Raw genomic sequence first — 12267 nt, 5'->3', positions numbered from 1 at the left:
CCCATTTCAGATATTCGTTCACTCTGCAACAAACGCCGCTTTCTGCCCAGACTGCTGAAAAAGTATGCTGGCGTAATTTGTCCGGTCTTGGACTGAAATGAAATTACCCGCCTAAACCCGCCGGGAATCTTCGCCGGGTTAAGGCAGCGGCAGACCCGCTACGTCTTGTCGACCATCCTCAGCGTCGCGCGGACCTCGGGAAGGAACATCTGCCTGCTTCGGCACGGAAAACACGGACGGTTTACGTCCGGTTTGCGATTTCTGCTTATAGTACGGTTCATGGCCGAAAACACGTTATCTTCCTGCGCAGGACCGGAAACACAGATGTCTTTCAACGTGTTTTCTCCGACCGAATACACGACCATGCTGCTTGGCTTTCTGCAAGAGAACGTCGATCAGGTGGCCGGTCGAACAGTCTGCGAAATCGGCACCGGCAGCGGCGTTGTTGCGATGCAGGCCGCATTGCTCGGCGCACGGTCCGTGACCGTGAGTGACGTTGAACGGGACGCACTTGATGCCGTGTCCGCTTCCTTCTCCCGATTGCCGCAAGAGCCGGCCGACTTCAGCTGTCTCCTTGGCCCGCTCTGGCAGCCTTACGGCACAAGGCGCTTTGATCTGATCCTCGCCAACCTGCCTCATTTCCCAACCCCTTCTTTGACTTTGCCGGGGCGCCTGCCCACGTGGGCCATGGGTGGGGCCGATGGACGCAAATTGCTCGACCCGTTCCTTGAAGGCCTGTCGGAGCACCTCGCCCCGGGCGGCCTGGCGGTTTTCACCCACAATCGCTTTGTCGGAATTGAACAGACCCGCGCCTATCTGCGCGCGCGGGGACTGTCCCTGCAGACCTGCCGGGAGACGATTGTCCACCTTTCCCCGCTCAAGGTGTCCGCGTTGACCCACGGCGCGAGCGGCTATGGCGAAGATGTCTTCACGTTGGGAGAGCATGTCTTCGGCCGCGTCTGTCTGGGTGTCGCAAGTTGGGCATGAGATCGGGACGCCGGATGCCAGGACCTCTCCTGTCCCTGCTGTTACTCGCTCTGATGCTTCTGCCCTGGCCTTCAACGGCCACCGCCCAGTCTGCCGCTGCGCTGGTCGAGCAGGCAAGGACCGAAGCGCGTCACCGGTGCAATTCCGCTGAGCGGGGAGATCGCCTGTACGACATCCTCTGTAATGGCGTGATCCGCGTCGGCGTGCGAGACGATTATTCCCGCTTTGCCACCGAGCGCCAGGGCGAACGCGAAGGCTTCGAGATCGACGTCGCGGAACAGATCGGAGCGATGCTGGGCGTCGACGTCGAGTTTGTCGACGTCACTCCGGTGACACGCATTTCCGCGCTGTCCGATGGCCAGATCGACCTGGTTATCGCCACCATGGGCCACAATTCGACCCGCGACGCCAACGCGCGTTTCATCCGGCCGCACTACTACTCGAGCCAGACGGTCGTCATCGGGCCCCGGCGACTGGAAATCGGCTCCTGGGAAGACATGTCGGACAAGACCGTCTGCACGACGGTCGGCAATTATGCGAATACGCTGCTTGTGCCGCGCGTGGCCCGGGTGATGCTGTTCGACACGCCGGCCCGGCTGGTCTCAAATCTGCGGTCAGGCACCTGCACCTTCATTGCGCAGGATGACAGCGTTCTCGCCAACGCCATGGCTGATCCAGAGATGGCGGCGCAGTTCGAACGCAAGCTGGGGTTCGGCGAGATTCCGTGGGGCATGGCGGTTTCTCCTCAGGGAAGCGACCAACTGGCGAACCTGCTGGACCGGCTTTCGATCGACCTGCATGCGGAAGGCGTATTGCTGGAGATTGCCCGGCAGCATTTGATTGAGACCGAATATCTCGAACGCATGCAGACCCTGTGGCAGCGTGATGACTGCCGACAGTCTCCATCGAAATGCCTGGCTCCACCGCTCAAGGCCGAATTGACCCCAAGTCCGTTCAAGGCTTTCGTTGAATCGGCCTATGCCTGGGCACAAGAACACCTTGCCGTGTTTTACAGCGATGTTGCCTGGGACCTTTTTACCAATGGCATGCTGGTGTCATTGATCGCAGTGGCCGGTGCGATTGTCGCGACGCTGGCCATGAGCTTCTTCCTCGCCGTTTGCCTGACCTCTGAAAGCAGGCTGTTGAAATGGCCGCTGGCGGTGCTGCAGGCCGTCTTGCAAAGCAGCCCTCCCATCCTGATCCTGGTCTGCGTTGCGACGGCTGCAAACCAGCTGTTCTCTTATTCGCAGGTCGTGGCGCTCCTGGTTGCCATCCTGTCCATCGCGCTCATGAACGGAGCCTTCGCGGGCCAGGCAATCGCCGATGCCTGGCGGTCCGTGGAGATGCCCGCGGGAAAAGGAGAGCGCTGGCGCCAGGCCGTAATCCGGTCGGCATCACAGATCGAAGCCTTCCTCACCAATGCGACGCGCGGGATTTCGGCGGCCAGTTTCGTCGGCGTCGCCGACCTGACCAATGCGCTCAATGACATCACGTCCTTCTCCCGAAACCAGGCCATAGCCTATTGGATTCTCCTGATCTTCTATGTGCTGGTCGTCATGATCGTCGTTCGCCTGAGCCGCAGGCTTCGTGTGCGCATCGAACGGCTGGAACCGAAAAGGCTGACGTCATGATTGGACCGTTTTCGGAAGATCTACCGCTGCGCATTGCCGAAGGTTTGCTGGTCAACTTCGAAATCGCGATCTCGGCCCTCGTTATCGGACTTGCAAGCGGTGGGCTTCTGGCGTTGCTGGGACGATTGCAAAACCCGGTGGTGAGCACCGTTATCGGATCATCGATCTCGGTCCTGCGGGCAACGCCGGTCTTCATTGCGATGTTTTTCCTGGCGGGGGTTCTGCGCAGTCATTATTCGGCGCTTGAAGCGTACTTTGCCGATCCCAAGATCATGTTCGTAACCCTGGCATGTCTGCCTTACATCACTTCCTACGCCTATGATCAGGTCAGCGAGGCCCTGGTCCAGTGGCATCGAGGCGCACATCGCGCCGCCATGTTGCTGATCCCCAATATGGCCAGATCCTTTCAGATCCTCGTTTCCGCATCCTGTTTCGGAGCGGCAATCGGCGTGAACGAGGCCATGAGCGTCGTTCTGTCGGAGGCAGAGCTGCTTGGCCAATCGGTCTGGCGGTTTGTGTTATATGCGCTGACCGTGCTGCTGTTTTTCGGTCTGATGCAGACCGTCGTCGCCTCCTCCCGCCTGCTGCACCGGCTGGTCATAGCCCGCTTCTCGGACGCGCCTCAGGCGGGCTAGGATCATAGGGCTAAGGACCGGCAGGTCAGCCTACGGCGGTTCCGGTTCGGTTCGCAGAACTCATTTCCGCCAGAACCGTCCGCGCGACCGGATCGTCGGGATGGTCTGTCAGGATTTTGCGATAGAGCGCGATCGCCCCGTCATCGTCGCCTGCCAGGCGCCGCTCGAAAGCCGCACGGCTGATTTCCGCAAGCTGCAGGGTTTCCTCATCCGGCTCGTATTCCGCCCCTTGACCGTACGCACCCAGCAACTCGTAGACGGTGATGCTTGCGCGCCGTCCCTTGACCCGGACATCTCCGATGGGCCGGACACAGAGACTGTCACCGGCTTCCTTGTAAACAGAGTGACTGATGCAGATGTTGGTTCCGTAGGTCTTGTTCAGCGCCTCCAGCCGCGACGCTATGTTCACGCCGTCACCAAGCACCGTATAGCTCATCCGTTCGGGCGAGCCGATATTGCCGACAATCACCGCATCGCTATGGATACCGATCCGGACATTGAGCGGATTGCCGCCGACTGCCAGGACTTCCGCGTTCAATGCGCCGACCGCACGCTGGATGTGCAACGCAGCCATGCAAGCCCGCCGTGCGTGGTCCTCCATGATCGTGGGCGCACCCCAGAAGGCCATGACACCATCGCCGATAAATTTATCGATCGTGCCCGCTTCGCGATTCACCGATTTTGTCGCGATGTTGAGATAGTCCGAAACCCTCTGGACCAGTTCCTTGGACGGGATTTTCTCGGAGAGGTCGGAAAAACCTTCCATGTCCGAGAAGAAAATCGTCAGGAAGCGGCTGCTGCCGCCAATTTCCAGTTTCTGCTCCGACTGAAGCAGGTCCCTCACCAGGCTGACCGGTACAAACGAAGCGAAGGAACGGATCGCGGTGTCCAACGTCTCGACCGCGCTGGACAGCATCTGTATTTCCCGCACGCGTGTCTTGGGAAGGTCGTTCACCGTCTCCTGCCGAAGGTCACGGATGTTTTCAACGCTGCTCGCCAATCGTTCCAGCGGCGTCGACAGTTTCTTGGCCAACAGCCAAATGATGAGAATCTGCAAGGCCGTCGCCCCGAGCCCGAGCAAAAGCATGCGGCGGTTGTTTGATTTTATTTCAGCGTTGAAGTCATCCATTGGCGCGATGACAAAGATTTGCCAGTCCTTGTGAGCGACCGATTCAATCGGTTTCAGTGAGGCGACGAATTCCCTGCCGTCGTGCTGCACAAAATAGGATTGCGCACCACGGTCCTGAATCTCGCGCTGACTGTAAACGATCCCAACCATCTGATCGGCCCACTCGCTGATGTGGGTCAGTCTCAGCCTGTCTCCGATCGTCCGGGAAACCGTGCGTTCTTGAGAGTTCGCGATGATATTTCCATGGGCGTCGAGAATAAAGCTGACAGAATTGGGACTGACCTGGCGCTCCGCCAGATAGCTTGAGAGCCCCTCCAGCGTCAGATCAATCGCAACGATGCCCGAAAACTGGTCGTGCCAATAGATCGGTGCAGCGATGGTGAAGCCGACCAAGGACAAGGTGGCAAACAGGTCCGGGTCCGAAATGGTAAGCCTGTCAGCGGCCTTGGTTACCTCGTACCAGAACCGTTTGCGTGGATCATAGGTGCTGGCCGCACGTGATCTCCCTGTAGCCTGGTTGTCTGTGTTCAGGAACTCGTAAGTTTCATCAAACGCGCCATCCCCATCGGGAATGATCCAGCGATGAGCGAACGTCGTGCCGTCCGGTAAGGGCGCGCCATGAACGTTCTGCCCGTCCAGCATGGCCCTCGCCTGCAGGAAGGTACCGTCGGTTTCAAGACCGACATAGGCGCTCAGAACGTCCGGTGTTCCGCGCGCGACAGTCGTCAGAAAATCCAAAGCGCCAATGTTCTGGAAAAGGTCTGGCTGAACGCGCCCGGCGCTGGCCATGGTCTCAACACTGGCGGAAACCTCGCGAAAAAGGTTTTCGACACTGTCAGCGGCAATCGACTGATGCTGCTCCAACCTCTTGAGCGAGTCGCTGCGCGCAATCGTTTCGCTGGACAGGTAATTAAAAGCGATGACGCCAATGAAAACGGGAAGGGTCAGGATCAGAAATAAAGTCAGTATGACCGATTTCAGGCTTGGGTTTCGCATTTGTTATTGCCGCTTCCATCAATGACCAACCCAGAATGTCGATCCAAACCTTCATTCCCCAAGTGATCTGCCGTTTGACCGCAAGATCCCCTGATCAAGCCATCGGATCAAGCCTTTTCCGCCCTGACATAGAGCCTTCCTCGGTTAGATTGAACCATTCTGTTTGTCGTCCGGCGAGGGGATCTGCGCGGAGAGGTGCGCAGCCCATAGCGGGGCTATGGGCAAGCGGCTCGACAAAGCAGGCGTCCGCCGGACGGAAACCCGCCGCGTTGTTTGCCTTCGGCAAACACGCAGCAGCTCAAATTACGGATCATTCGAACCGCGGATGCGGTGCGAATGAGAGGGGGGCCGGGCCGGTTTGGCCCAATGCCGTCGGGCTTCGCCTCGACCGTGCGGTCAGCACGGTCTTCGTCAAATCCCTCGGCCTTGAACCAAACCGGCTCCGGCAGAATGGATCAATCTAACCGAGAAAGGCTCTAGATGCCCCCAATGAAAGCCGGCCGATAGGCTACCTCACGTTCGCAGCACTCTGATGTTGCAGGATTTGTTGTTGGACAGATCCCGGCCTTGGCGATCGCGTGCCGATCCCGGACAATGTCACCGGTCTGAAAAGGGAGCCGGCGCATCAGAAAGGGGGCTTGTGCACAGCGCAGCCTGGCAAGCACGTTCCCCGGAAGCTGGAGGAAAGCTCCATCCGGAAAAGGGAAAACTGCAACCGAATATTCATCGGTAGATTTTACACCATCTGAAATTGTCCCCTCAGGCGACCTCGAGCGATCAGCCAAGATGGCCATTCCCAACATCATCCCGCAAGTCATCGTGATGCTGTTTTACATCACCGCGATCGTCTTCGACGCGCCGGTCACGATGATCCTGGAAAACACCTTGTGCGCGGCCGCCGTGATGGTGGTCTTGTTCGGTTTCTTCGCGATGGGATATATCGGCGGTGGCGGTGCCAAGCTGATCGCCTCTCTGTCGATCTGGCTCGGCTTCACGACGGCGCTGGGCCACTTTCTTGCGATAAATGCCATCATCCTGGCCATGGCGGTGCCGGTGCTGGTTATCGTGCGGGCCCTCCTCAAGAAAGATACGCCCACGGGCATCCCCGTCCTGCCGATCGCACTTTTCGTGTTTCTGACCGTTTTTCCCACAAGCGATCTCTTCAAGCACATCTCGCCGCGTTTCGAAATGACGATCGCCGGCTTTTTGCCCCAGGACACGGCATCACAGTCGCCTTTGCCCGCGACGGGTGTTGCCCCCTTGCGGAGCACGATCGTGCCGGGCTTCAAAGACGTTGACGCTGGAAAGACACGCCAAACCGCCGGTCCGGCCAAATACGTTCTCCTATTCGCGCTGATCATGCTGCTGCTCAATCAGGTTGCCAGATATTTTCTGCGTAAGGACAAGACGGCCCGCCAGACACCGGTAAGCGTCCGGACACGCGTGCGCCGCAAGCCCCCGCCGAAGGACGGCCAGCCACTTATCGATCCAAAACGCCTCGAGGCGATCATGAATCGCCCCGCTCGTCCCATGGCTGTTGCTCCGGAACGCGAAACCGGAACGGCTCCGTTCCCCCCGGTCGCGCCGCAGACGCACGGTCGACTTGGCCCAATTCGAGAAGAAGCAGATCCGTTCAAGGCGAAGGTTCCACCTTGGGAACCAGATTTTTTTGCCGACTTTGTCGATGGAATGTCGCGTCCGGCCGTCATTGCCCGTCGTCCATATCCTCCCCCCAGGACACCGGTCGGGCGCAGCAAGGTCGGTGGGGATCCGGACCTTCCCGCGGGCATGGAATGGCCGCGTACGGTCAGCGACGCACGGTATGTTAAGGCAGGCATGCCCCTGCACTTCATGGCTCAGATCGACCTGTCGGAACTCCCCTGGCGCCCGGCGGAATGCCCGGAGCGCGGCACGCTGCTGTTCTTTGCCCGGCTCGATGAGGATATGCTCTGGGGGGAAGACTTTAGCGGCGATCCGCGCAACGACACCAGGGTCGTCTATGATCCGCTGTCGAATGGCATCAGGACGCCGCCGCCGGAAGATCTTGCCGCGATCAACGGCTCCGATAACCTCTTTGACGAAGATTTCTCCCCTCCGGACCAGCCGGTTATGCGCAGTTATCCGGAATGGCCGCTTGTCTTCTCCGGGTTTTCCTCCATGCCCGCGCCATCTGACTTGTTGATGTTAAAGGCGCCCGACGGCTACAGGGAGGCGCGGGACCGCTATTACGTCAGGCAGTTGGACAGGATCTTTCCGAAGGTCTTCACGGGCCGGCCCCAACCCCGTTTCTTTCCCGTATTCAATATCATCGCCAATGACAGTCCCCCTTTCCGCGAGAAAATCAGGTCGTTGAAACCACACGATGAGACCGGATTCCCCTATAGCCCGCTCTGCATCGACCTGTTCTGCCGCTATATAGAAGGACGTCAGGCACGCTGGAGTGAGGTTCCCGACGACAGCGATCTTCGGGACTTCCTCTCCCGGTTGGGCAGATGGGAGGACTGGTGCGGCCGACAGCACGGGCATGACCTCGACGCAGGGGATGCCCGAGACTTCATCGAATATCTGAACCGGTTCCTCACATCGGAGTTCAAGCACAAGAAGCTTATCGTCGATGCGATCCAGCGAACGCTGAATGAGCTGATCAATCAAAGCGGCGGCGATCCGGCTCTTGCCGCACGGCTCCCCGAAAGCATCTATCTGGCCGGGAGATATCAGCCGCTGATACAGCGTGAAAGCGAGGATGAGCCGCTGCCCGAGGAGCCGGACCGCGCCTTCGGCCAACCCTATCATCAGCTCTTCGGATATCTGTCTTCCGTGCAGTTCAATATTCCCGTGAATGATCCGAACATGCTGCTGTTCCAGCTTTTCTCCGACTATGGCTCGAACATGATGCTCTGCGATGTGGGCGAAGCCGATTTCTTCATCAAGCCGGAAGACCTCAAGCAGGGGAACTGGGACAAGGCCGTCGGCCAGACCTGCGGCGGCTGACTGTCGTGAAGCACGGCGGTTTTTGGTGATCAAAGTGCAAGCGATATCCGAAGTGCGACTTCGGCTCGAATGAGCGTAGGGCGCGCGCGGCTCTTATCGTCTAAAGGCCGCCAGTGCGCTCCCGCGCCGTTCAGGCTCTCCGTCCGCTGCCGGCAGGGCCGCCCTGATATCGGCCGAGTGGAGACGCTGCTACGTCTTGTCGACCTTTTTCAGCGTTGCGCGGACCTCGGGAAGGGTCATCAGCGTGCCGGGGATCCGGGACAGTTCCTTGAAGAAGCGGCCGGTGAGGGCGGCACGGTTCGGCTTGTAGGGAGAGGCGACGAAGGATTTCAGCCCCCAGCCGATGCCGCCCACATTGGGCAGTGCCTTGATCGCCATGGCGTAGGCTTTGCGGACAAGCGACGACTTGCTGGTCTTGAACGCGTGCAGCAGGTCGCAGCGCTCCGTTTCCCGGCGGAACTCCCGGGTCACTACCGAGGTTGCCTTCTTGGTGAAGGTCCAGTTGATGTTGATGTTCGTCTCGTCCTTGGCGACCGCGCGGTGGAACCAGAGCGGCGGCACGTAAAGCAGGTCGCCTTCCTCCAGGTCGAACGTGTAGGACACCTTGTTGCGCAGAAGCTTCGCCTCGTCCCTCAGCAGGGTGAAATTGGTGAAGGGGTAGGAAGGCAGGGGCGTTTCGGGTGAGACCAAGATCCATTCCTTGCAGCCCTTCACCTGAACGGTGATCACGTTCTCCGCATTGGTGTCGTAGTGAAAAACGGTCTTGTTGTGCTTCTTGTTGACCCAGAAGCGCCAGGCGACGGAGTCGGGCATCACATCATCCGACTTGAGGATGCCCTCCAGAAAGTCCGGCATGACGATATCGTCTTGAAGGACCGGCTTCTTGCTGACGAAGAAGACGCCCCGGTCCTTGACCTTGGGATGCTTGTGCAGATCTGCCCGCAACCGGTCCAGGGACCATTTCTCCCGCGCGGGCCAGCCCTTCGCCAGCCCCTTGATCAGTAATGGCCGTTCCGGTTGGACGAATTTCTCCAGAAACTCGGCCTGGCCCGGAGCCGCGGTGACGGTGGTGATGTGGTCGGTCGTCCCGCTGCCCATGGTTGCCATGCGTCGCTCCGGAATCCGAATGCGCTACCGGACAAAAATAAATGAGAAATCAAATGGAGTAGCGCGAAGTATCGAAATCCTAAACGCAATAAGAGCCGGTATCAAGTTGGCAATATGCGGAGCTTATTCGTGATTATATTGAAATATTTAGTCGGAAAAACATGGCTACCTTGGCGGCATATGAATTGCCGTCCTTTCAGTGCTGTGGTCCGGATATTTCTGGCCGGTTGTCGATACCGGATCGCGGCGTTACTGGCGGCCGCTTAAAAATACGCCCCCGGAGCATTCGTGCTCCGAGGGCGAGACTTGAGACTGCCCTTGGGGGCGGGTCCTATTTGAAGCCGGACGAGATATCCTGAAAAGTCTGCGACCACTGTTTGGTATCGATATGGACGACCTTGTCGCCCGCGGCGGCCAGGGCCGCCTTGGTATCGATCACGCGCAGGTTCTGCGCATCGTAGGTCTTCACGGTCCAGGTGATGTTGGTCATATCGGCAACGGCGGTCCACTGGGTGTAGTCGGGAGCGATTTTTCCGTTCTCCTCGGCCCGGACCGCGCCGTAGGGGATGTCGAAGGTGTTGAGGATGTGGAACGCCTGCTCCCGCACCTCGGTACCGGTATCGACCGGTAGCGCCGACTGGGAGAACACGGCGGCGCGAATGAAGCGCGACGGCGGCGTGAAGTCGCCCGGCAGGCCGTGCATGCCGGCGCCCTGGCCGGTCGCCTGCAGTTCGACGCCGTCCAGCTTGAGCGGCGGAACGTTGATGGGCGAAAGGTTGACGAAATTGGACAGGTTCGTCATGTGCCAGTCGTAGGTCGGCGAGTTGGTGATGACGCCGAGCGGAGCGTCGAAGATCTTGAGGGTCTTGTCGGTCGGCTCGATGACGATGGCTTCGCCGGTCTTGTCGACGACGCGAATATGCATCGGGATGACCACGCCCAATTGCTTGAACTTGGCTGCCACCAGGACGATGTCGTCATAATGCGCTTTCACCTCTTCGACCGTGGCGAAGTTCGCGAGCAGCCATGTGGCGTATTGATGGGGTGCGAGCGCCTTGTCGCGGTTGTCGTCGCTGAGGTCGGGATAGGTTGCATATCCGGCGAAATAGAACAGGCCGACGTAGAGGCCTTCCTCGTTGATCGCGTCCGCGAAGTTGGTCGATTCATAGGCGGTCATTCCGGTGATGCCGTACTTGGTCTTGTAGGTGAGACCGCCCGATCCTTCCGGCAGTTCGGGGTGCGATCTGCGTTCCGGCCGGCACGACGGTAACGTGCCAATCGATCGGAAAGCCGAACTCCATTGTCCGGCCGGCAACGCCCGTCCCGTCCTTTGCGGTCAGCGTGATTCCGGTGCATGCGTTGGCGACGGGGGCAAAGCTGAGGGAAGCTGCGAGAACGATGGCTGTAAGGGGGCGAAACATGGAGGGCTCCTGTCTTGTGTCCAGTCCGTTCCGGTGCGGCGATCGGAACGGGGCCTCGCCGCTCGACACGCGGCCGCACCCGTGGATCGCCGCCGGTTTGCGGCGCGAAAAAGCGTTTACACACAGAAGGTTAAAGAAACAGTTGCGCGTTGCACGGCATTTGATGGGTTCGCAAGATTGATCCGTCAATCGCGGAGTTGGGGGCAGCCCTCGATCCACTCCGGACGGTTGAGGTCCGGTTGGAATCTGTACCGTCCGCCCGCAATAGTCCGTGGCCGCGACCAAGCGGCTGAACCTCACCCCCGGCCACCGCCGGATCGGCTGATGGCCGGGGCCTGATTTTAGCACTGCCGGTCGTGGATTACCGCCGGCGGCCGCCGCCACCGCCACGATGACCTCCTCCGCCGCCTCTGGGCTGCGGACGGGCCTGAGGCCGTGAGCGTTGCACGTTCCTCTGGCGATTGACCTGGCGGTTGCCGACTTCCCGGCTGCGGTAATCCCGGTTCAGATGCGCCGGTGCCTGAGGCCGGGTTGCTGGCCTTTGAGCGGGCCGGGTCGCGGGGCGCTGGGCCGGCCGGGTCACGTTCGGCCTTTGTGCAGGGGGGGTGATGTTCGGTCTCTGCGCGGGCCGGTTGACGTTCGGCTTTTGCACCGGGCGGTTGACGTTTGGTTTCTGGACCGGCCGGTTGACGTTTGGCCGTTGCGTCGGGAGGTTGATGTTGGGTCGGTCCCCCTGCGGCCGGTTGATGTTCGGGCGGTTGACATTCGGCCGGTTGGCAAGCGCCCCGCCGATTGCGGCGCCTGCCCCTCCGGCAGCGATCCCCGCGCCGATGTCGCCGAGCCGGTCGGAGATCTGGTCGCGGGACGGTGCCGCGACACCCGACCAGCGGCCACCTTCGAACTTCTGCCAGTTGTTGCCGTCGCGCCGGTAGACGCCGCCGTCACGGCCGGCAAAGACGTTGCCGCGCCGGTCCGCCAGCCGGCCGGGTCCGCCGCCGTCCTTCCAGCGTTGCGCCGCTCCTGCCGCCACGTCCCGGGTGCGCGCCCATTCGCCACCGCGAACCACGCCGCCGCCCTTCCAGTTGCCGTAAATACCGCGCCCGCCGCCGATGATGACCCGGTTGCCGGTGCGCGGATTATAGGCGGAGATGAAGCCGGCGCTGCCGAGCGGCCCGCTGATCGCGGCTCCCCGGATATAGCCGCCGGTGCGCGGATTGTAGATGCCGCCTGCGGCGATGCCCCGGCGCGGGCCATAGGCATAGCCGTAGCGACCGAAGGTGCCGCGGACGGGATTATAGAAGGCGCCGATGCCGTAGGTCACCGGCCGCGGGAAGAAGATCGGGATCGGACCCGGCCGGTACCAGGGCCGG

At 60.3% G+C, this 12267-nt stretch carries 8 protein-coding genes and 1 pseudogene; 4 read left to right on the top strand and 5 right to left on the bottom strand.

Features of this window, described 5'->3' with window-relative positions; all coding sequences use genetic code 11:
- Positions 1 to 279: 279 nt before the first annotated feature.
- The 3 genes from ABIN98_RS01740 to ABIN98_RS01730 are packed head-to-tail and all read left to right on the top strand — an operon-like array spanning position 280 to position 3253.
- Positions 280 to 987 (top strand): 50S ribosomal protein L11 methyltransferase, encoded by a 708-nt coding sequence (locus ABIN98_RS01740; protein ID WP_346906850.1) that lies wholly within the window; start codon positions 280 to 282, stop codon positions 985 to 987.
- Between the two features lie 14 nt (positions 988 to 1001).
- Positions 1002 to 2618 (top strand): transporter substrate-binding domain-containing protein, encoded by a 1617-nt coding sequence (locus ABIN98_RS01735; protein WP_346906848.1) that lies wholly within the window; start codon positions 1002 to 1004, stop codon positions 2616 to 2618.
- Entirely contained in the window at positions 2615 to 3253 is a 639-nt protein-coding gene (locus ABIN98_RS01730; protein ID WP_346906846.1) for a hypothetical protein, read from the top strand. Before ABIN98_RS01735 ends, ABIN98_RS01730 begins: the two co-directional genes overlap by 4 nt.
- Before the next feature lie 25 nt (positions 3254 to 3278).
- On the opposite strand, the gene ABIN98_RS01725 is transcribed toward ABIN98_RS01730, so the two are convergent.
- Positions 3279 to 5378, bottom strand: coding sequence for an adenylate/guanylate cyclase domain-containing protein (locus ABIN98_RS01725; protein ID WP_346906844.1), 2100 nt, complete (start codon positions 5376 to 5378; stop codon positions 3279 to 3281).
- 786 nt (positions 5379 to 6164) lie between these two features.
- Here ABIN98_RS01725 and ABIN98_RS01720 point away from each other — a divergent pair.
- Positions 6165 to 8369 (top strand): DUF1963 domain-containing protein, encoded by a 2205-nt coding sequence (locus ABIN98_RS01720; protein WP_346906842.1) that lies wholly within the window; start codon positions 6165 to 6167, stop codon positions 8367 to 8369.
- A 189-nt stretch (positions 8370 to 8558) separates the two neighbouring features.
- On the opposite strand, the gene ABIN98_RS01715 is transcribed toward ABIN98_RS01720, so the two are convergent.
- From ABIN98_RS01715 to ABIN98_RS01700, 4 genes and pseudogenes are all read right to left on the bottom strand, one after another.
- Positions 8559 to 9476 carry a cupin-like domain-containing protein gene (locus ABIN98_RS01715; protein ID WP_346906840.1) on the bottom strand — a complete coding sequence of 306 codons (918 nt, stop codon included), beginning with the start codon at positions 9474 to 9476 and terminating at the stop codon, positions 8559 to 8561.
- A gap of 331 nt (positions 9477 to 9807) precedes the next feature.
- Positions 9808 to 10707 carry a linear amide C-N hydrolase gene (locus ABIN98_RS01710; RefSeq protein ID WP_394701408.1) on the bottom strand — a complete coding sequence of 300 codons (900 nt, stop codon included), beginning with the start codon at positions 10705 to 10707 and terminating at the stop codon, positions 9808 to 9810.
- Entirely contained in the window at positions 10640 to 10897 is a 258-nt protein-coding gene (locus tag ABIN98_RS01705) for a linear amide C-N hydrolase (protein WP_394701398.1), read from the bottom strand. The genes ABIN98_RS01710 and ABIN98_RS01705 overlap by 68 nt, the downstream gene beginning before the upstream one ends.
- 361 nt (positions 10898 to 11258) lie before the next feature.
- Positions 11259 to 12267 (bottom strand): annotated as a pseudogene (locus ABIN98_RS01700) (hypothetical protein); the annotation flags it as partial.

Origin of the sequence: uncultured Roseibium sp., from assembly GCF_963675095.2 — a bacterium.
Taxonomy (GTDB): Bacteria; Pseudomonadota; Alphaproteobacteria; order Rhizobiales; family Stappiaceae; genus Roseibium.
This window is presented reverse-complemented; position numbering and strand designations above follow the sequence as displayed.

Bases quoted from the DNA above. Each gene is read 5' to 3' on its own strand.
- ABIN98_RS01740 (WP_346906850.1), top strand. From the start codon at position 280: ATGGCCGAAAACACGTTATCTTCCTGCGCAGGACCGGAAACACAGATG.
- ABIN98_RS01735 (WP_346906848.1), top strand. From the start codon at position 1,002: ATGCCAGGACCTCTCCTGTCCCTGCTGTTACTCGCTCTGATGCTTCTG.
- ABIN98_RS01730 (WP_346906846.1), top strand. From the start codon at position 2,615: ATGATTGGACCGTTTTCGGAAGATCTACCGCTGCGCATTGCCGAAGGT.
- ABIN98_RS01725 (WP_346906844.1), bottom strand. From the start codon at position 5,378: ATGCGAAACCCAAGCCTGAAATCGGTCATACTGACTTTATTTCTGATC.
- ABIN98_RS01720 (WP_346906842.1), top strand. From the start codon at position 6,165: ATGGCCATTCCCAACATCATCCCGCAAGTCATCGTGATGCTGTTTTAC.
- ABIN98_RS01715 (WP_346906840.1), bottom strand. From the start codon at position 9,476: ATGGCAACCATGGGCAGCGGGACGACCGACCACATCACCACCGTCACC.
- ABIN98_RS01705 (WP_394701398.1), bottom strand. From the start codon at position 10,897: ATGTTTCGCCCCCTTACAGCCATCGTTCTCGCAGCTTCCCTCAGCTTT.